Here is a 20,809-nt window from a genome sequence, read left to right as displayed (position 1 = left end):
AAACTTGAATTTAATATACAATCCAATTAATTAGTTTCTGCCTTGTTATAATATTCTTAGAAAATGGATGATTGATAACCTTGGTGGCATAGGCTTTATTTTTAGGTTCTGATTCTGAATAAAATCTAGTTTTTATACAAGAAATAAAAATAATGTTTTCTGTTAAGCTTTTAGAAGCCAAATATGGGGAATAATGCCAAGTTAATATAAGCTTGATTAGCATCTTTTTGATGTAAAATGATGTTCTTACACTATTTTTTTTAAATTTTTTATTTCTTTAAAATATCAATTTATAAACAATAATTATTTACGGTTATTATTATAATTAAAATATGCATTTATTGTATATAATATATTTATTTATTTGATTGAATGAAAATAAAACATTTTATATTTAATTATACGGTATATTTTAATGTGAAATAGTTAGATTTACTAAAAATAAAATAAAAATTATGATAAGATTAAAAATTATAGGCTTATTACTTATAAGTATTAGTTCTTTTGCACAAGTAGGGATTAATACAACCTCGCCAGATTCTAGTGCTGTTTTAGACATTGAAAGTTCTTCCAAAGGCGTTTTAATTCCGCGTGTGAATTTAACTGGTAAGTCAGATGTAACCACAATTGCTAGTCCTGCTAATGGACTATTAGTGTATAACCTTAATAATGGAAATAATGGTACCCCTGCTACAATTACAGATGATACCATTGCAAATAATTTTTATTATTTTTCTACAGAAACAAGTACATGGAATTTAGTTGTAAATCAAACTAACTTAGATGATCAACTTGACAAGCTAGGAGTTCCTAAGTTACTTGTTATTGCTACTTTTCCGCAGACAACATCTAATTATCTAGATTATATTAGCAGCTCAGATATTAGTACAGGATCAGGAGCTAACATTAGACAATTGTATTTTAAAAACAAGGTTTTTGACAGAGACGGAAGTTCATATGATGCTGCTAATTCTATTTTTACAGCGACGCGTACGGGCTATTATCAGTTTGAGGCTTCAGCCCTTTTGGTCTCTAGTCAAGCGCAATCAACTAATAGTGTTGTAAGACTTGGACTTTCTAAGACATTTACCTCGGGTAATACCCCAGCCGTGATTAATAATGGTTCTTTTGCAATTCTTAATCAACCATTAAATTCTGCGATCTCAGCTAGTGAGCCTCTAACAATTAGAGCATCTGGTGTAATAGCTATGAATGCTGGAGATAAAGTAATTGTATTAACCCGATATATTACGCCAGGAACAACAGGAAATAGCTATTCTTCTGATACTTTTTCTGCATTTGGTATTAATAGAAATCAAGCCAATATTCTTACGATTACTTATTTCCCAGCTAATTAATTAAAAAATCTTTGAAGGATGAAAAAAATTATACATTTATTTTTTTTAATATGCATTTCTTCTATCAGTGGACAGGTTGGTATTAATAATAGTAATCCTGATGAAAATGCAATGTTAGATATAAAATCAAATAATAAAGGACTGCTTGTCCCTAGAGTTTCATTAAAGGGAGCAACGGATGTAATTAGTGTTTCTAATCCGGCTAACTCTTTGTTGGTATACAATCTAACTAATGGAAATAACGGGACTCCGCTAGATACCACTGATGATGTTATTGCCAATTCTTTTTATTATTACAGTAATAAAAAATGGAATAGATTTCTAAACCAAGATTATTTAAATTCAGCGTTAACGACTTTAAATCTTAATCGCATTATTCTTTTAGTCAAAATGAAGCCTTCTGGTAATGATAATAGTTTTGTTAGTAATGATCTAGGAAACAATATCCGACGTTTTATTTTTGATGATATTGTGACAGATAAACAGTCTACTTATAATACAACTACAGGAGAATTTACGGCACCTCTTACGGGCTACTATCTTGTATCAATTAATACTCTTTTGAAGCCTTGGCGCGGTTCCAATGATTCTACAAGAAGGAATCTTCATTTAGGAGTTTCCAAGCCTTATTTAGGCGCATTTTCAACGTCTGGATTAACTGACGCAGTTTTTTTAACAAAAAGTAATTCGATTGATCCTGCGTTAGGTCCCAACTTTATTACTTACCAAAGTTTTAAAACTGTTATATACTTAACGGCGGGGCAAAAGACTGTACCGTTGACTAAAAATGTAACGCCTGGTAGCACTCAAAATTCTTATGAATATAATCTAAATGTTGAATTATCTTCTTATGACAGAACGATATCTAATTCAATGTCAATTATTTATCTGCCTTCGGCAAAGTAAGTAAATTTAAGAGTTTTGAATTTAAAAAAAGACATTGAAGAGCTTTCTTCAGTGTCTTTTTCATTAGCGGTTATTGTAATCTTCTTTATTGATTTGATAAATGAAATTAAGCCGAGATGGTTCTCCAAAATATTCAACTTCTTGCTCTTTAATTTTTTTGGCGCCTAATCTTTCAATAGAAATTTGAGATCTTATATTTTTTGCACCAATATGAAAAATGACAGCATCTACAAATTGGAAGATATAATCCATCATTAACTTTTTTACACGATGATTAATACCCGTTCCCCAGTATTCTGTTGTATAAAAGGTATAACCCATTAAGATGCTATTTTCTTCTGGATTATAATCATAATAACGAGAAGATCCAGCAACTTTCCCAGATTCTTTATCTATAATTTTGAAAGCGCCTTTACTCAAAATTGCTCCTTCAAAAAAAGTTTGAAATACGTCTCTTTTGTAGCGATCCGGATTAGGATGTTGCTCCCAGATTTTAGGATCAGAAGCTGCTTGATAAAGTTCTTCAAAATCAGATTCTTTTAAAGGTAAAAGAAGTACTGTTTCGTTTTCTAATTCTGTCTGTATGGAGAAATTCATTTTTTATTTAATATCAAAATTATTGATAACGTTGATGTTCCTTTTGTTTTACAAAAAGCTTTGTAATTGGTTTTAATAAAGTTTTGTATTTTTCAATATCAAATAATTGAGAATCAGTTAATGCTTTGATTGTAAGCCATAATCCTAACGGAAATAACACCATATTAGGGAACCATGTTGCAATATAAGGATCTAGCTGTCCTTTCCAAGACATGTTTTCTACAGTTAGGTTAATGACAAAGAATATGATAAAGATAACAATTGCAATCACAACAGGTAATCCCATACCGCCTTTTCTAATAATAGATCCTAGACTGGCTCCAATCATAAAAAAGATGATACACGTGACAGAGTAGGAGATAATCCGCTGTTGATATATTATAATTCTATTTTTATATTTTGTCATTTCTAAGATCTGATCTTTGTAACTAGATTGACTTTCTTTGTTACTCTGTATACGATCATAGGCAGATTTTAATATTTCTAATCTTTTCTCGGGTGTTAGTTTTTTGAGATCGAGAGGATTATCTGTTTTTGCTTTTTCTTTTTCGGTTATTTTGTCTTTGTCCGCATAGATGACATAAGAATTGGTCTGTATCAAAGACTGGTTAGAGATAGAGCCTAGATTGACTTTGTTCTCTTTGTTGACTTTATCCAGAGTTTTATTAACTTCACGATAAGTCTGGAAACGATAATCGTCTGTTATTTTCTCATTTTCTATGGCATTATTAATCAATTCGCTAATATCGATGTGGAATACCAAACTATCAAATTTTACTGATTGATTAGGTTGTTTCTGTCGTTCTCTGTAATCTTTATTACCGATGTTATCTTCAAAAATATAGCCGTTGTAGAGAATTAACTTTAAAAAATTACGATCAATAGCGGGCGCAAATTTTCCGTTTTTGGAAATTATTGTTTGTTGATTTTCATAAGTGTTAGCGTTTTTATGAAGAAATACGCCTTCTAGTTTTTCGTTATTTTCGCCAGATATTTTATCAAACTTTACTGAGAATCCTGTAATCTGATTAATAAAAACGCCTGGTGTAAAATTAAGAGCAGGTTTAGATGATATGATATTGAACATCATATTTTTTGCCTTTTTCTGAAAATCTGGTATGACATTATTAGAAAAGAAAAACAACATTACAGAGAGCATCGTAACGGTGATAAACAATGGAGCCATAATCCTCGTTAGAGAAATACCAGCAGCTTTCATGGCAGCCAACTCATAGCGTTCTCCAAAATCTCCAAAAGTCATAATAGAGGCTAGCAGAATGGTTAATGGTAATACCATACTGATTACGCTAACCCCCATATAGAAAAGGAGTTTGGTTATTTCCCAATAGGTGAGCCCTTTACCTGTGAACTGTGCCATCTGCACCCAAACGATGTTAACGATGAAGATGAAAAATAATACACTAAAGATGAAGAAAAACGGTCCGAAAAACGTTTTGATAATATATTTGTCTAATTTTTTCAAATGGGAAAAGCTTAATGAAATTTCGCATCAAAAATACAATAAAAAAAGTCATAATGCCCAAGGACAATATGACTTTTTAGATGTTAACCTAATTATAGGTATTCATTACAATTTTGTTATAATATATTTAGGGTACTTAGATTCGTCAAAACTGAATATTGCAGAAGATAAAGTTTGGTTTTCTTTGTAGTCGCTAATTGTGATTGTTGCGACTTGGTTACTTGTTGATAATTGCTCTAATTTTACAATTCTTTTGTTAGGTGTATTGATATAAACATCAACTTGTTTTAGTCCATTATCTTTAATCGGAATCATAGTAATCTGGTCTAAGCTTGCTCCTCCAATATTTTTTTTACCTGTATAAGTTACATTGTAATCCTTTTTGTAAGTTTCTAGATAGCTTAATGGAGAAAACATTGCATCGCTATCATTGGGTTTTGCTACGGTGATTTCTTTGTCTGCCGCATTGATATTATAGATCTTACTGCCGTCAAAAATCTGCTCTACACCCATTATTTTCAGCTTATACTTGTCTGCGCTAGAGTAGAAGATGCCTGTTTCTGCTTTACTTACTGATCCACTTCCTGTGCCATAAGTAAATTTGAAATAGGTGTTCTTTTTACTTTTATAGTTGGCAGTCACCGCGTCTAAAATTGTCTGAGATTTGGTGTCAATTTTTTGTGCTGATACCAAGATGATATTACCTATGATAAGTCCTAATAAACTTGTTTTTTTCAATAATTGTGTCATATGTATAGTTTATGCTAAGTTTGACTCTTTTTTAATTAAAAAGTTAAAACTGATATTACAAATTTAGGGCAAGTTCTGCAGGTAAGACTAATATTTAGGATTATTTAACAATTACAGAGCCAGAGCTACTTTCTTTAACAGTTACTTTATCAAGCGTACCCTTTTTCAGAACGATTACATCGCCGCTAGAAGATGCAGTGCCTACTAGGCTTTGTCTTACACCAACTTTGATTCCTCCAGAAGAAGAGGCTGTTAAGATGGCATTTTCTGCTACAAATTCGGAAGCTTCTATATCACCAGAAGATGATGCTTGTCCTGTTACATTTTCGGAGCGTCCTTTTATATTAATTGTTCCAGAAGAGGAAACTTGGGCATTAAGATCTTGTGCAAAAATTTCACCATAAAAATCTGCGCTGCTCGTGGCTTTTATATTAATAATTCTGGCATCAAAACTTCCTTTAATACTTGCTGAGCTAGAGGTGCTAATGTCAAATTGATTGCCTTTAAAAGCGTCCATAAGTTTTATCGAAGAACTAGATGATGCCGAAATTTTACTAAAATCGTTAGCGTATACCGTTACTTTTACACGTCTTGTAGATATATTTCTAACTCCGTCTGCAATTTTTATTCTTACTTTATCGCCTTCTTTTCTGATTTCGATTTGATCGATAAGGTCAGATGGTGCAGAGACTACGACTTTCTCAGTGCTAGATTTAACAACTTCAACAGTTAGAGAATTGGATGATTGGATGTCATCAAAATCAAAATTATAAGTTTTTTCTGTTATAGCGCCTTTTCCCTCGTTGCTACCTAATGAGAATCCATTGAAAACATTAACGCCATCATTATTTGATTTTTGATAGCTACAAGCTGATAAACTTAAGATTCCTGATAAAAAGAGAGCGGATAGTATGTTAGTTTTCATAATTATATTTTTGAATTATATAGAGTTAGACAACTAAAGTGATGATTTTGTTACATGTAAAGATTTAATGTTTTAAAAATACTAAATAATAAGCTTAAATTGCGCCCAATTTTTATAAAAATATTTACCATGAATTTTAGTAAACTAAAACCATTTCTTTACCTAGGTTTATTCTATCTTATTATTTCATTTCTATTAAGATTAGTGTTTTTCTTTCATCCAATTACCACAACTGCATTTGGTATTATTGATAGCATTGGGATTTTATTATTAGGTACTTTGACGGATATTTTTGTTTTTGTATTGGCTTCTTCTATATTGGCTTTAGATTTATTATTTCTATCTAATTCTAAATATCAAAAGCCTTGGGGTTATATCATATTAGGCGTCTTGGCTGCTTTTTGGTTATACATTGCGGTAATTCCTAATAATATTTTCAAACAATATGGAGGATCTGTTGCAGAGATTGCGATGGCTTTTGTTGGGGTTAAGCTGGTTTTATTTGCATTACTATTATTTTTCCCGAAGAAGAGATTACAGTTTAGAAATATCCTTTATTTTATACTATTATTCTTGTATGTATTACTAATTATCCAAAATGCCGTTAGTGAGTATTTTTTCTGGAACGAATTCGGGGTTAGATATAATTTTATCGCAGTAGATTATCTAATATACACCAACGAAGTTATTGGTAATATTATGGAGTCTTATCCTGTTGTTCCGTTATTTACAATCATTATTACATTTGCTTTGCTGGTGACACTTTTTATTTTCAAAAAAACAAAATCAGAGCTTGTGCAATTGCCAACTTTCATGCAGAAAATTGGGTTTTTAGTTGTGTATGTTATTTTGTTTGGATTAAGTTTGTTTACAATTGGACAGTTGGATAAGATCCATTATGATAATAATTTTTCTGAAGAGATTAAAAGTAATGGCTTGGACAAATTTTATACAGCTTTTAATACTAAAGAATTAGATTTTGTTAAATTTTATCCAGCTCTTGGACAATCCGAGGCAGAAAAATTATTTTTAAGCGAGTTTGATCCATCTCAGTTAAGAAGATCAGTTGTCTCTGCTGAGCCAGAAGTTAAGAAGAATGTGGTTTTAATTTCTGTTGAAAGTTTATCTGCTGATTTCTTGGCACATTACGGTAACAAACAAAATATCACGCCTTTCCTAGATAGTTTGGCAACCAAAAGTATGATGTTTACTAACCTTTATGCTACGGGAAATAGAACGGTTAGAGGATTAGAAGCATTAACATTGTGTATCCCGCCAACTGCTGGAGAAAGTGTTATCAAAAGAGTTGATAATAAAAATAAATTCACAACAGGAAGCGTTTTTAAGGCTAAAGATTATCAGGTGAAATATCTTTACGGTGGCGATTCTTACTTTGATAATATGAAAGATTTCTTTGGAGGAAATGGTTACGATATTGTTGATCGTGCGAGTTTTAATCCAGAAGAAATAACTTTTGCCAACATCTGGGGCGTGAGCGATGAAGATATGGCGAGAAAAGCGATCCAGACCATGAATGCTGAAGCAAAATCCGGAAAACCGTTCTTCAATCATTGGATGACGGTAAGTAACCACAGACCTTTTACTTATCCTAATGGTAGAATAGACATTCCTGGCGATGCAAAATCTCGTGATGGTGGTGTAAAATATACGGATTATTCTATCAGATTATTTTTTGATTTGGCTAAAAAACAAGATTGGTATAAGAATACAGTTTTTGTGATTGTTGCAGATCATTGTGCTTCTAGTGCAGGTAAAACCGAGTTGCCACTTGACAAATACAGAATTCCTGCAATGGTTTTCTCAGAAGGTTTTATCCAGCCTCAACATGTTACCAAACTTATGTCGCAGATAGACGTGATGCCAACGGTTTTTGGATTACTTAATTTCAATTATGAAAGTCAGTTTTTAGGACAAGACGTATTAAAGCCTAATTATCAACCGCGAGCTTATGTTGGGACTTATCAAGACCTTGGTTATATTAAAGATAATGTCTTAACGGTTATTTCTCCGGTTAAAAAAATAAAACAATACCTTTTAAAACAACAAAAAAACGATATTCCTGAAGATTTCAATCCTTATTATGATGAGGTTGTAAATCAGAGTATTAACGATTTTTATAAGAATAAAACTATTGCCGCTTACGAAAGTACTTCACTTTGGTTGAAAAATAATCGACTAAATAAGAATGATTCTAAATAAATTTTCATTACATTTACAAAAAATAAATAAAAGAATGAAAAATTTATTGTTTATCTTGACTTTGGGCTTAGGCGTTGTGACTTTTGCTCAATCTGGTCCTCCGGTTGGCGATGCTAACGTTGGTGAGTTTTACGGAAAGGACGTTGATGCTAGTATTGCAAAAAAAGCAATTACAACCAAAGAACTTAATAAACAATTACAAACTCAACCAAAGGTAGAAAACGTTGTTGTAAAAGGCAAAGTAACCGATGTTTGTCCCAAAAAAGGATGTTGGGTAAAAATTGAAACAGAAGATGGAAAAGATTTTTTTGTTAAAATGAAAGATTACGCATTCTTTGTACCAACTGCATTAAAGGGGAAAACCGTTGTTCTAGAAGGTAAGGCAGAGACTAAGACAACTTCTGTTAATGAGTTAAAACATTATGCAGAAGATGCAAAAAAATCTCAAGCAGAAATAGATGCGATTAAAGATCCTAAATCAGAAACACGCTTTTTAGCCAATGCTATAAAAGTAGTTAGTTAACACGACCAATCACTTTACTTATATTTTTGATGGCGCTTCCGATTTTTTCGGGAGCGTTTTTTTATGCTTAAAAATTGATTTTACAGCTTTTATTGCCATTGTTAAAGCCGTAATTTCTCCTTATCTTTGGAGGAAATTTTCAACAAAATGATAGACTGGAAAACCGTTAAAGAATACGACGATATTACTTATAAAAAGTGTAATGGCGTTGCAAGAATTGCCTTCAATAGACCAGAAGTAAGAAACGCTTTTCGTCCAAAGACAACTTCAGAATTGTATGATGCTTTTTTTGATGCTTCAGAAGATCCGTCCATAGGTGTTGTGTTGTTATCTGGAGAAGGACCAAGTCCTAAAGATGGCGGTTGGGCATTTTGCAGCGGTGGCGATCAGAAAGCACGTGGCGAGAAAGGTTATGTAGGAGAAGATGGTAGACATCGTCTTAATATTTTAGAAGTTCAACGATTAATTCGTTTTATGCCCAAGGCTGTTATTGCTGTGGTTCCTGGTTGGGCTGTTGGTGGTGGACATTCTTTGCACGTTGTTTGTGACTTGACTTTAGCAAGTAAAGAACATGCGATTTTCAAACAGACAGATGCTGATGTTACGAGTTTTGATGGTGGTTACGGTTCTGCTTATTTGGCAAAAATGGTAGGGCAGAAAAAAGCCCGCGAAATTTTCTTTTTAGGAAGAAATTATAATGCTCAGGAAGCTTTCGAAATGGGAATGGTTAATGCTGTTATTCCGCATGATGAATTAGAAGATACGGCTTATGAGTGGGCGCAAGAAATTCTTGGTAAATCACCAATGTCTATCAGAATGCTGAAATTCGCGATGAATCTTACAGATGATGGTATGGTAGGACAACAGGTATTTGCTGGTGAAGCGACAAGATTGGCTTATATGACCGAAGAAGCTAAAGAAGGTAGAAATGCCTTTTTAGAAAAAAGAAAACCAGACTTCGGGAAAGATCAGTGGATTTCTTAATCTAGAAATTTAGAATTAAGAAGTTAGATTGAAGTATTTTTCTTACCTCTAACGTCTTATGTCTAACATCTAACATCTAAAAAATAAATGATACATTGGATACAAGCAGCTAGACTGCGCACATTAACGCTTTCTTTAAGTGGAATAATTATGGGATCTTTCATTGCAAAATGGCGATTGAAAGAAGAAGGCGGTTTTTGGGATTGGAAAATATTTGCCTTAGCCATTTTGGTTACTTTATTATATCAAATCCTTTCTAATTATGCCAATGATTATGGTGATGGCGTAAAAGGTACTGACAAGCTCAGAATTAATGAAGCCGAAGCCAGAGCTGTAGCGTCTGGTAGAATCACAGCTAGTCAAATGAAAACTGCGGTCATCATTATGGCTATTTTATCATTTGTAGCAACTTTAGCATTGTTATATACGGCATTTATTCCAGAATTTATGAACGAATTTTACATCTTCATTGGATTAGGCGTATTGAGTATATTGGCGGCGATTGGTTACACTGTGGGCAAAAAGCCTTATGGTTATATGGGATTGGGCGATATTTTCGTGTTTATATTCTTTGGATTAGTTTCAGTGTGCGGAAGTTATTTTCTGTTCACCAAAACTTTTAGCTGGGACATCTTAATTCCCGGGACAGCGATTGGGATGTTGAGTATGGCTGTTCTTAACCTCAATAATATGAGAGATATGGAAAATGATGAAGCATCAGGTAAAAAGACTTTAGCTTTAAAATTAGGGTTCCGTAATGCGATGGTTTACGAAATTGTGTTACTGCAATTGCCAATTTTATTGATGTTATTATTCTTAATGATGAATGGTTTCCAAGAAAGAGGGAATTATTATGCGTTTATGGTAATGATTTTATTATTTCCATTTACGGCTTTGCGTCGCAGAATTATGCAGGTTAAAGCGCATAAAGATCTTGATCCATTCTTGAAACAAGTCGGTATATTGGCATTTATGACCGCGCTATTGACGGCGGTTGGTCTTAATTATTTTTAAATAAAATTTCCAACAATAAATTTTTAAATTAATGAAAATTAAATTTTTAGGACAAAATTGTTTTTTGTTCACATACAACGGAAAAAACATATTAAGCGATCCTTTTTATAACTTTCAAAAATCCGAAAGTGGTTTTGATATTAAGGCGCAGAAGATAGATTATGTCTTAATCACACACGCTCATGGCGATCATATTGCTGATGTTGCAGAGGTTTTGGAGAATCATCCAGACGCAACGGTAATTGGACAACCTGAGATCTGTGCTTACTTTAAACATAAAAATAATATTGATATTAACTTTGGCGGTTCTGCTAAGATTGATGATCTTAAGATTTCTATGGTGCCAGCAAGTCATACAAGCTCTTTTCCTGATGGATCTTACGGCGGATTAGCTTCTGGTTATATTTTCCGTTTACCAGGTAAAAATCTATACTTAGCAGGCGATACGGGAGTTTCTGCAGAGATGGCTTTATTTCCTAAAGTATTCGGAAAGATAGATTGGTCTATTTTGCCAATTGGTCGTCATTACACAATGTGCCCTAGAAAGGCGGCTTTTGCAGCCAAAGAATTGTTATTAACGCCTAAGGTTATTGGTTGTCATTTCGATACTTTCGAAGCGATTACTATTAATCATGATAATGCGCACAAACATTTTGCTGATGCAGGTGTAGAGTTGGTATTGCCAAAATTAGGAGAAGAGTTAGAATTTTAATTAAAGAAATTGAGAATATGAAAACCTTGAAAGAAAATCAGACGATTGTATTCTCAAATTTATCTGACTACAAGGCACAAAAAATGGCAAGCTACCTACATCACACCGCTACAACCGATTACCTTTGCTGCGTTCCCACCCTGGAGGATTCTCAGGAGCTGGTTGTGTAGGACTTGCCGGTGCAAATATAGAACATTATTATGAATTTGGAAGAAGGACCACTAAAAAAAGATTGTTTTTTCCTTTATTAAAAGCTAATTGCTTGATTTTTAATTCTAAAAATTATTGAAATTTTTCAAAATTAATAGAGCAGTTAAACTTTTTAGGATATAATTTTATCTTTTTTTAATCAATTTTAATCCTCAATCTTCCTACATTTAAAACATTATGACAAAAAATCCAGTTGCTATTGGTTTCGCTTTATACGGAGTAACCATGTTGTTATTCTTTATCGTTTATTATTTTTTTGCAAATGCCAGCTATTGGGATACCAGTATGGCGATTAATGCATTTGGTTTAACTTTTCTTTATGGTATTACGGCATTTTTATCCGTGTATTTTAAAAGAGGAGGTGGGTATATTACTTATCCTCAGGCTTTTAGACAAGCTTTTGTTCCTGTTTTTATCGGTGGCTTTTTCTCTATTTCTTCTATGTTTTTATTTCTTAATTATGTGGATACAGACGCAAGAGATTTATTAATTTATCAACATTCTAAGGGAGAGCAATTGAAGTTAGATGAGTCTTACAATAAGCAGATTGCGAGTATTAACGCAAAAGATAAAGAAAAAGTTGATGCTATTAATAAAGAGTATAAAGAGTTTAAAACAAGGATAGATTATGCGATGAATAAAAAAGAAAATCTCTTTTCTTTTCAATCTTTGTCGAGGTTTTTTGGAGGCATTTTATTATTTTATTTACTTTTGTCAATAATTATTGCTGCTTTTTTGAAAAACAAAAAACGTTACGAGTAATTATCAATTTTTACCCTAAATTTAATAGATGAATCTTTCTATAATTGTCCCGCTTCTTAACGAAGAAGAGTCCATTGAGGAATTGTTTAACCGTATAGATAAGGTGTGTAATCAGCATCAATTGTCGTATGATGTTTGGTTTATAGATGACGGAAGTACCGATTTGTCTTGGGGCATTATAGAAAATCTTAAGTTACTATATCCGCAAGTTCATGGGATAAAGTTTGCTAAGAATTACGGAAAATCTCAAGCGTTGCATGCAGCTTTTGAGAAAGTACAAGGTAATGTAATTATTACTATGGATGCTGATTTACAGGATTTTCCGGAAGAAATACCAGAACTTTATGATATGGTTATTAATGGCGGTTATGACATTGTCTCTGGCTGGAAGAAAAAACGTTTTGACAATGTGATGACCAAAAATCTACCGTCAAAACTCTTTAACGGCGCAGCAAGAAAATTATCCGGCGTAGAGTTGCATGATTTTAATTGCGGGCTTAAAGCTTACAGAAAACAAGTTGTAAAATCTATAGATGTCTATGGCGATATGCATAGATATATTCCTGTTTTGGCTGCTAATGCAGGTTTCAGAAAAATAACCGAAAAGCCAGTGCAACATCAGGCACGTCCTTATGGTACGTCAAAATTCGGGACAGAGCGCTTTATCAGAGGCTTCTTAGACTTGGTAACACTTTGGTTTGTAAGTCGTTTTGGAGGACGCCCGATGCACTTTTTTGGTGCAGCAGGAACATTAATGTTTATCATCGGATTTCTATCTACAATTTGGTTAGGAATTTCAAAATTAATTGATGTTTCTAGAGGGATTTATGGTCATCTAATTACCAATAATCCTTGGTTTTTCATAGCTTTGACGATGATGTTAATGGGAAGTTTACTCTTTGTAGCAGGCTTTTTGGGAGAGATGATTATCCGTACCAAACGTGATCATAAAAACTATAATATCGAAGAAGTAATTTAATTTTGTTTAAATTTATCTTTGAAATTAAACGAAAGACATATGAAAAATATACTTTATTCAGTTCTGGTTTTGACTTTATTCTCTTGTGGGAACATTTCGCCAAAAGGAACCATTGAGGCTAAAGATGTTGAGTTGGCAGAGTTTTCTAAGGTAGATGCCAAAGGGAAATTCAGATTATTTTATGTAGAAAGTCCTCATAATTTTGTGACAGTGGAGACGACATCTAATTTTTTCAAAAACCTTAATATTAAGGTAGATGGTAAAGTCCTTACGATTGCAGAAAAAAGACCAACGGAGAAAATTGGCTTTTATAATCTGACGATCTATGGCAAACATAATTTTGATGATATTAAATTGTCGGATTCTGTAGAAATGAATATTTCTAGCCAAATGAAAGTGAAGGATTTTAAACTAACTCTTAAAGACCAAGCAAAATTTATTGGAGCTGTTGTCTCTGAGAAAGCTTGGGTCGATATGACACAGAAAAGTAGAGCTAATCTTCTTGGTAAGACAGATCAAGCTTATATCAAGATTGCCGACACAGCGAGTATTATCTCGCCTTATTGGTTTATCAAAGATCTCGAAATCGATTCTAAAAATGGTAATTACACCGAAGTTAACGTCGATGAAGAAATGAAAGGAAACCTTAATAATACAAGTAAATTTATCTATTACGGTAATCCAACTAAAAAAATTAAAGTAGCCGATAAGGCAAGCATGCAACAAAAAGTTTTAAACTAAACACACCTAAAAATATATGACAATATTAGAAAAAGCACAATTGTGGCTAACAGATACTTTTGATGAAGAAACAAAAGCTCAAGTCCAAGCACTTATTGATAGTAATTCTCCAGATTTGGACGATTCTTTTTATAGAGAATTAGAGTTCGGGACTGGTGGTATGCGCGGTGTAATGGGCGTTGGGACTAATCGTCTTAACAAGTATACATTAGGACAAGCAACACAAGGCTTGGCTAATTATCTTCATCAATCGTTTCCAAATCAAACGATTAAAGTTGCGATAGCTTACGATGTACGTCATAATTCTAAAGAATTTGGGAAATTAGTTGCTGATGTTTTGACAGCTAATGGCATTAAGGTTCTTTTGTTCAAAAATCATAGACCTACGCCAGAATTGTCTTTCACGGTTAGAGATAAGAAATGTAATGCAGGTATCGTGTTAACGGCATCTCACAACCCGCCAGAATATAATGGATACAAAGTCTACTGGAACGATGGTGCGCAGGTTGTACCACCAGATGACGAAAATATTATCAGAGAAGTTTATTCAACAAAATTTGATGAGATTAAATTTGAAGGTAACGATGATCTAATCGAGTGGATTGGAGAAGAGCAAGACAGCGTATATATTGACGCTTGTATGGAGCATTCTTTATATCAAAATGTGGGTCGTGATAACTTAAACATTGTCTTTACCTCTATCCACGGGACAACGTATACAACGATTCCTCAAGCGTTGAAAAAAGCAGGTTTTACAAAAGTAGATTTGGTAACCGAGCAGATGATCCCAAGCGGAAATTTCCCGACGGTAGAATCTCCTAATCCAGAAGAGCCAGCAGCTTTGCAAATGGCAATGGATTTGGCAAAGTTTACCAATGGTGATATCGTTATTGGATGCGATCCAGACGGTGATAGATTAGGTATTGCGGTGAGAAATCTAGAGGGCGATATTCAGTTATTGAATGGTAACCAATGTAACACGATTTTGACTTATTATATTTTGGATCAATGGAAAAAACAAGGCAGAATTACAGGTAAAGAATTTATTGGTTCTACCATAGTTACCTCTGATATTTTCTTTGATGTAGCCAAAAAATTCGGTGTAGATTGCAAAGTTGGTTTGACAGGATTCAAGTGGATTGGTAAGATGATTCGTGATCACGAAGGTCAAGAAAAATTCATTTGCGGTGGCGAAGAAAGCTTCGGTTTTATGACGGGAGATTTTGTGAGAGATAAAGATTCTTGCGGTTCTATATTGTTGGCTTGTGAGATTGCCGCTTGGTGCAAAGCTAATGGCAAAACGATGTATCAATATATGATTGACATTTATAAAGAACTTGGTTTCTATTATGAAGGTCTTGTTAATGTTGTTAGAAAAGGTAAAGAAGGCGCTGAAGAAATCCAGCAGATGATGAAGGACTTCCGAGAAAATCCACCTAAAGAAATCGCTGGTTCTCTTGTTGAAGAGGTTAAAGATTTTAAAGAGCAGACTTGTTTGGTTGTTTCTAAAAATGAAAAACATACCATGGATGACATCCCGAAGTCTAACGTTTTAATTTATTATACAGTGGACGGCACTAAAGTCTGTGTAAGACCATCTGGTACAGAACCTAAAATTAAATTCTACGTTTCTGTAAAAGATAGTATTGCATCAGAAGCTGACTTCGTTGAGAAACTTCCACTTTTGGAAGCTAAGATTGAAGCTGTTAAAGAAAGTCTAAAGCTTAATTAATATAGAAATTCGGGGTTAAGCAATCCCGAATTTTTTATTTAAATAAAACTAATAAAAAGAAATACTAAATCTAATATATATAAAACATGAAAGTTTCTAAATTGGCCGCTAACCTTATAGGTTCAGAAATTATCGCCATTGGCAATCAAGTGAATGATCTCAAAGCGCAGGGCGCAGAAATCGCTAACCTAACCATTGGTGATCTTGATTCCTCAATTTATCCAATACCAGAATTATTAAAAGAAGGTATCCAAAAAGCTTATACTAATAATCTTACCAATTATCCACCAGCAGCAGGTTTGCTTAGTTTGAGACAATCTGTTTCTCAGGAAATTAGCCAACGTTGGGATTTGGATTATTCAGCTAACGATATTTTAATTGCAGGAGGATCTAGACCTTTAATTTATGCCACGTTTAAGACGATTGTAGACGAGGGTGACAAAGTAATATATCCAGTTCCTTCTTGGAATAATAATCATTACGCTTATCTCACTTCGGCTAATGCTGTTGAGATTAATGCATCAGAAGATAATAACTTTTTACCAACAGCAGATGATCTAAGACCACATCTGGACGGCGCTGTTTTGTTGGCATTATGTTCTCCACTTAATCCTACAGGAACAATGTTCACCAAAGAACAATTATCAGAAATCTGCGAATTGATTTTGGAGGAAAACAAAAAGCGTAGCGCAGACGAAAAGCCTCTTTACCTAATGTATGATCAGATCTATGCTTTATTAACTTATGGTGATACACATTTTAATCCAGTGAGTCTATTCCCAGAGATGAAAGATTATACTATTTTTATTGATGGTTCTTCTAAATGTTTTGCTGCAACGGGCGTTAGAGTAGGATGGAGCTTTGGTCCAGAAGCTATTATCAAGAAAATGGCATCATTTTTAGGTCATGTTGGAGCTTGGGCGCCTAAGCCAGAGCAACAAGCGGTTGCTGATTTCCTTTTAAATACTAAAGAAGTAGATACTTTTATGGTGACCTATAAAGATGGTCTTAACCAAAGTCTACAAACGTTACATCAAGGTGTTCAGTCCATGAAGTCTAATAATTTGGCAGTTGATAGTATTAAGCCAATGGGCGCATTATATCTGACGATTAAATTAGATTTTATCGGTAAAAAAGATGCAAAAGGTGAAGTTATCAAAGATTCTACAGATCTTGTATTTTATTTAATAAAAGAAGCTGGCGTGGCATTAGTTCCATTTTCAGCATTTGGAGCAGATAAGTCTGTGCCATGGTTCCGAGCATCTGTTGGAGGACTGTCATTAGAAGGGATTAATGCCATGTTGCCAAGACTAGAAAAAGCATTGAGCCAATTAGCATAAAAATTATTCCATTAAAAATATCAAAAGCAGAAAGTCGCAAATTATTAATTTTAAGTTCATCTAAATTATATTGCGACTTTCTGTTAAGTATATTAAAAATTAAGCCTCTTCAATATTCGTAAATTTTTTACATTTTAAAACTATGAAAATCATCGCTGTTATTCCAGCTCGTTATCAAGCCAGTAGATTTCCTGCAAAGTTGATGCAACTCTTAGGCGAAAAAACAGTCATTGCAACGACGTATCAAAATGTGGTAGACACCAATCTTTTCGATGAAGTTTTTGTGGCAACAGATTCCGAAATTATCTTTGACGAAATTGTTAAAAACGGAGGCAAAGCTGTGATGACAGGCGAGCACGAGACAGGAAGTGATCGTATTGCAGAAGCCGTTAGAGATATCGATTGTGACATTGTTATTAATGTGCAAGGCGATGAGCCTTTTCTTAAAACTGAACCTCTGAAACAATTAATTGAGGTTTTTTATCAAGACGAACAAAAAGAAATTTCATTAGCTTCTCTTAAAATTAAATTGAAAGAAAAAGAAGAAATTGATAATTCTAATAATGTAAAAGTGATTACCGATCACAAAGGATTTGCCCTTTATTTCAGTAGATCTGTGATACCTTATCATCGAGAAATATCATATAAAGTTGATTATTATAAACACATTGGCGTGTATGCTTTTAGAAAAGAAGCATTGCTAAAGTTTTCTCAGTTAGAAATGAGTCCTTTAGAAATTGCAGAAAAAATAGAATGCATCCGCTATCTGGAAAATGGTATGAAAATAAAATTATTAGAAACTCATTTTGTAGGCGTTGGGATTGATACACCAGAAGACTTAGAAAAAGCAAGACAATTGTTGGGCTAAAGCGCAATTTTATACTTTTTTTAAGAACCTACACTTACAAAAAAGCTTATATTTGAACCCTTAAACGGAATAAATGAAGAGATTACTGTTAGTTTTTAGCCTTTTATTAGCACAAATTATATATTCGCAGACCGCCAAAGAAATAATTGATAAGAATATCGAAGCGTCTGGTGGACTTACCAATTGGAAACTTCTTAATTCTGTTATTCTCCAAGGTCGAGTGATATTAGGTGTTAATGACGAGTATCCGCTGAAGATATATCAGAAAAGACCTAACCTTACCAAAACTGTTGTCATGATTAATCAGAAAGAGACGGCTGTAGAAGGTTATGATGGCAAAAAAGGATACGCCATGAATTATGCTCAGAATAAATTGCAAGAATATCCTAATTATATCCCAGAAAGTTTTGATAACGATTTCATAGATTGGGAAAATAAAGGTTTTGCAGCCGAGTTAATTGGGAAAGAACAGATAGGAAACAATACTTATTTTAGAATAGAATTGACCAAAAATGTTAACAAGACCATTTATTTTTTTGATACCAAAACCTATATGTTATACAAAGAGATAAAAAAAGATGAAACTCTGATATATACAGATTATAAGAAATTTGGCAATTTTGTGATGGCATCTAGGATAGAATCTTCTTCTAATAAAAAAGATGGTGATTATGTTATGCTAATCCATAGAATAGAATTGAATAAAGAATTTCCTGAGAATACTTTTAAGTTTTAGAGAAGGATTTATAAAATATAGAAACACGTTCAGAATAATGGACGTGTTTTTTTATGTTGTTATTTGATTGAAAATTAAGAGAAATTATGGTTTTTGCCAAGTCTGTGTTTCTGATGTTTTGTAAATTTGGGTATTATATACAATTTAGAAAAAAAATATGGATAAAATTGATGAAAATTTAATTAGAATATTTATTTCTTATAGTTGGAAACCAATTTCAAATAAGAATAAAGTAGTTGATTTAGCTGAAAGACTTTCAAATGATGGCATTCACGTAATTTTAGATGATTGGGATTTAAAAGAAGGACAAGATAAATATTCTTTTATGGAACAAATGGTAAATGACCCAACTATATCAAAAGTTCTATTAATTTGTAATAAAGAATATTCTGAAAAAGCAAACCAGAAAGTTGGAGGCGTTGGAGCAGAGAGTTTAATTATTTCTAATGATATTTATACTCAAGCTGAACAGACAAAATTTATTCCTGTTGTAATGGAGTATGATGATAATAATAATCCTTTTGTTCCAACCTTTGTAAATACAAGAATATTTATTGATTTAAGCGATGAAGAAAACTATGAAGAAAATTATGAAAAATTACTTCGTAATATCTATAATAAGCCAAAATCTAAAAGACCACCAATAGGAAAAATGCCAGTGCATTTATTAGATGAAAACCCTATATTTTTAGCTACCGCAAATAAAGTTTCAATAATCAAGAATTCTTTAATAAATAATAAGCCTAACTCAAATCTACTTATTAAAGATTATTATCAGAGTTTTATTCAGGCTTTAATAGATTTCAAAATTGATTATAAAACTATTAATCGATCAAATTTTATAGAAGAAGTTGAAAAAAGCATAGATGATTTACAGGCTTTAAAAAATGATTTTATTGATTTTTTGACAACTTTATGTAAATTTTCGAACGAAGATTTTGGCGACGATATTTTTGATTTTTTTGAAAATTTGTTACAATCATTAGAAGATAACGATATTAGTCTATTAAATGGAAATTCTTTAGATGCTTTGGCTGATGATAATATAAAATACTTTATTTACGAGTTATTTTTGTCTTCAATGACTATTTTGTTAAAGAATGACAGGTTTAAAGAATTTTCAATACTTATAAATAATAGTTTTGTTATTTCTACCAAACATAATAAAACCCAAGTTTTGAATTTTGTGAAATTTAGAACTTACAATTCAACACTAAATGAATATAAAAATCAATCAATTAATCCGAAAAGAGTTAGTGTTGTTGCAGATAAGATAAAACAATATTCAACAATAATAAATTTTAAAGATTTAAAAGAAACAGATGTTTTATTATATTATTTATCTTTATTGAACCCAAGTAAAAATCAATTTTCCAAATATTGGTTTCCTGAAACAAGTTGCTATAATTCTTTTGATATAAATATTTTACCTAAAATAGTTTCAAAACGTTTTTTTGAAAAACTAAAAATAATTTTTGATGCAAAAGACGCAAACGAATTGCGAAGTAAAATTGATAATGTAGTGAAAGATGATGAGGAATTCGGAAGTAATATGAGAGGATTTTATTATACATTTCCACACATTAAGATTGGGCTAAATTATGAGAATATTGCTGAAAATTAAACTTCACCTAACATTGATAGCCGTAGCACAACTTCTTATTTTATGAAAAGTAGAAAAACAGTTTTTTGACAATACTTTTAAGTTTTAGAGAAGGATTTATAAAATATAGAAACACGTTCAGAATAATGGACGTGTTTTTTTATGTTGTTATTTGATTAAAAATTAAGAAAAATTTATAGCTTTTCTAAAGCCTATGTTTCTGATGTTTCGTAAATTTGAATGGTTGTAAGGCGCGAGCGAAGCGAGCGTTGTTATACATCGCGCTGGCGCGTGAGCGATGATAGCGGATATCCTTTTTCTAATGCAATTGCCAAATGATGTGATGCTTAACTTAGCATGGGCTAG

At 32.6% G+C, this 20,809-nt stretch carries 19 protein-coding genes and 1 other RNA gene; 15 read left to right on the top strand and 5 right to left on the bottom strand.

Annotated elements, in window-relative coordinates; genetic code table 11:
* Positions 1-455: 455 nt before the first annotated feature.
* Both ACQQ6V_RS04915 and ACQQ6V_RS04910 read left to right on the top strand, forming a co-directional pair.
* A complete protein-coding gene (locus tag ACQQ6V_RS04915; RefSeq protein ID WP_448844439.1) occupies positions 456-1,358 on the top strand; it encodes a phage tail-like protein in 903 nt (300 codons plus the stop codon).
* Positions 1,359-1,376: 18 nt separating this feature from the next.
* Entirely contained in the window at positions 1,377-2,264 is an 888-nt protein-coding gene (locus ACQQ6V_RS04910; RefSeq protein ID WP_448844438.1) for a phage tail-like protein, read from the top strand.
* Between the two features lie 63 nt (positions 2,265-2,327).
* Here ACQQ6V_RS04910 and ACQQ6V_RS04905 read toward each other — a convergent pair whose 3' ends face one another.
* The 4 genes from ACQQ6V_RS04905 to ACQQ6V_RS04890 form a co-directional block, all read right to left on the bottom strand.
* A complete protein-coding gene (locus tag ACQQ6V_RS04905; protein WP_448844437.1) occupies positions 2,328-2,861 on the bottom strand; it encodes a GNAT family N-acetyltransferase in 534 nt (177 codons plus the stop codon).
* A gap of 19 nt (positions 2,862-2,880) precedes the next feature.
* A complete protein-coding gene (locus tag ACQQ6V_RS04900; RefSeq protein ID WP_448844436.1) occupies positions 2,881-4,344 on the bottom strand; it encodes an LptF/LptG family permease in 1,464 nt (487 codons plus the stop codon).
* 105 nt (positions 4,345-4,449) lie between these two features.
* Positions 4,450-5,094: an outer membrane lipoprotein periplasmic chaperone LolA1 gene (gene lolA1 / locus ACQQ6V_RS04895; RefSeq protein WP_448844435.1), complete on the bottom strand. Its 645-nt coding sequence runs from the start codon at positions 5,092-5,094 to the stop codon at positions 4,450-4,452.
* Between the two features lie 100 nt (positions 5,095-5,194).
* A complete protein-coding gene (locus ACQQ6V_RS04890; protein ID WP_448844434.1) occupies positions 5,195-6,019 on the bottom strand; it encodes a head GIN domain-containing protein in 825 nt (274 codons plus the stop codon).
* A 129-nt stretch (positions 6,020-6,148) separates the two neighbouring features.
* Between ACQQ6V_RS04890 and ACQQ6V_RS04885 the strand changes: the two genes are divergently transcribed.
* The 5 genes from ACQQ6V_RS04885 to ACQQ6V_RS04865 all read left to right on the top strand — a co-directional run bounded on the left by ACQQ6V_RS04885 (position 6,149) and on the right by ACQQ6V_RS04865 (position 11,472).
* The gene (locus ACQQ6V_RS04885) at positions 6,149-8,239 is read left to right on the top strand and encodes an LTA synthase family protein (RefSeq protein ID WP_448844433.1); all 2,091 of its coding nucleotides are present in this window, start codon (positions 6,149-6,151) and stop codon (positions 8,237-8,239) included.
* A gap of 34 nt (positions 8,240-8,273) precedes the next feature.
* On the top strand, positions 8,274-8,762 hold the full coding sequence (locus tag ACQQ6V_RS04880) for a DUF4920 domain-containing protein (protein WP_448844432.1): 489 nt from the start codon (positions 8,274-8,276) through the stop codon (positions 8,760-8,762).
* A gap of 135 nt (positions 8,763-8,897) precedes the next feature.
* Positions 8,898-9,746: a 1,4-dihydroxy-2-naphthoyl-CoA synthase gene (locus tag ACQQ6V_RS04875; RefSeq protein ID WP_448846175.1), complete on the top strand. Its 849-nt coding sequence runs from the start codon at positions 8,898-8,900 to the stop codon at positions 9,744-9,746.
* Positions 9,747-9,833: 87 nt separating this feature from the next.
* Positions 9,834-10,760 carry a 1,4-dihydroxy-2-naphthoate octaprenyltransferase gene (menA, locus tag ACQQ6V_RS04870; protein WP_448844431.1) on the top strand — a complete coding sequence of 309 codons (927 nt, stop codon included), beginning with the start codon at positions 9,834-9,836 and terminating at the stop codon, positions 10,758-10,760.
* A 31-nt stretch (positions 10,761-10,791) separates the two neighbouring features.
* Complete coding sequence (locus tag ACQQ6V_RS04865; RefSeq protein WP_448844430.1) at positions 10,792-11,472, top strand: metal-dependent hydrolase; 681 nt, start codon at positions 10,792-10,794, stop codon at positions 11,470-11,472.
* Positions 11,473-11,553: 81 nt separating this feature from the next.
* Here ACQQ6V_RS04865 and ffs read toward each other — a convergent pair.
* Positions 11,554-11,651: signal recognition particle sRNA small type (ffs, locus tag ACQQ6V_RS04860), an RNA gene on the bottom strand.
* A 208-nt stretch (positions 11,652-11,859) separates the two neighbouring features.
* On the opposite strand from ffs, the gene ACQQ6V_RS04855 reads away from it, so the two are divergent.
* From ACQQ6V_RS04855 to ACQQ6V_RS04820, 8 genes are all read left to right on the top strand, one after another.
* Positions 11,860-12,444: a DUF4199 domain-containing protein gene (locus ACQQ6V_RS04855; RefSeq protein ID WP_448844429.1), complete on the top strand. Its 585-nt coding sequence runs from the start codon at positions 11,860-11,862 to the stop codon at positions 12,442-12,444.
* A gap of 28 nt (positions 12,445-12,472) precedes the next feature.
* Entirely contained in the window at positions 12,473-13,423 is a 951-nt protein-coding gene (locus tag ACQQ6V_RS04850) for a glycosyltransferase family 2 protein (RefSeq protein WP_448844428.1), read from the top strand.
* A gap of 39 nt (positions 13,424-13,462) precedes the next feature.
* The gene (locus ACQQ6V_RS04845) at positions 13,463-14,164 is read left to right on the top strand and encodes a GIN domain-containing protein (protein ID WP_448844427.1); all 702 of its coding nucleotides are present in this window, start codon (positions 13,463-13,465) and stop codon (positions 14,162-14,164) included.
* 16 nt (positions 14,165-14,180) lie between these two features.
* Positions 14,181-15,896: a phospho-sugar mutase gene (locus tag ACQQ6V_RS04840; protein ID WP_448844426.1), complete on the top strand. Its 1,716-nt coding sequence runs from the start codon at positions 14,181-14,183 to the stop codon at positions 15,894-15,896.
* Between the two features lie 86 nt (positions 15,897-15,982).
* Positions 15,983-17,236, top strand: coding sequence for a pyridoxal phosphate-dependent aminotransferase (locus ACQQ6V_RS04835; RefSeq protein WP_448844425.1), 1,254 nt, complete (start codon positions 15,983-15,985; stop codon positions 17,234-17,236).
* Positions 17,237-17,378: 142 nt separating this feature from the next.
* Positions 17,379-18,104 carry a 3-deoxy-manno-octulosonate cytidylyltransferase gene (kdsB, locus tag ACQQ6V_RS04830; RefSeq protein WP_448844424.1) on the top strand — a complete coding sequence of 242 codons (726 nt, stop codon included), beginning with the start codon at positions 17,379-17,381 and terminating at the stop codon, positions 18,102-18,104.
* A gap of 73 nt (positions 18,105-18,177) precedes the next feature.
* The gene (locus ACQQ6V_RS04825; protein WP_448844423.1) at positions 18,178-18,840 is read left to right on the top strand and encodes a LolA-like protein; all 663 of its coding nucleotides are present in this window, start codon (positions 18,178-18,180) and stop codon (positions 18,838-18,840) included.
* Positions 18,841-18,997: 157 nt separating this feature from the next.
* Positions 18,998-20,464 (top strand): toll/interleukin-1 receptor domain-containing protein, encoded by a 1,467-nt coding sequence (locus ACQQ6V_RS04820; RefSeq protein WP_448844422.1) that lies wholly within the window; start codon positions 18,998-19,000, stop codon positions 20,462-20,464.
* The last annotated feature ends 345 nt before the right edge of the window (positions 20,465-20,809 follow it).

It is taken from the genome of Chryseobacterium electrogenes (assembly GCF_053553015.1).
This window is presented reverse-complemented; position numbering and strand designations above follow the sequence as displayed.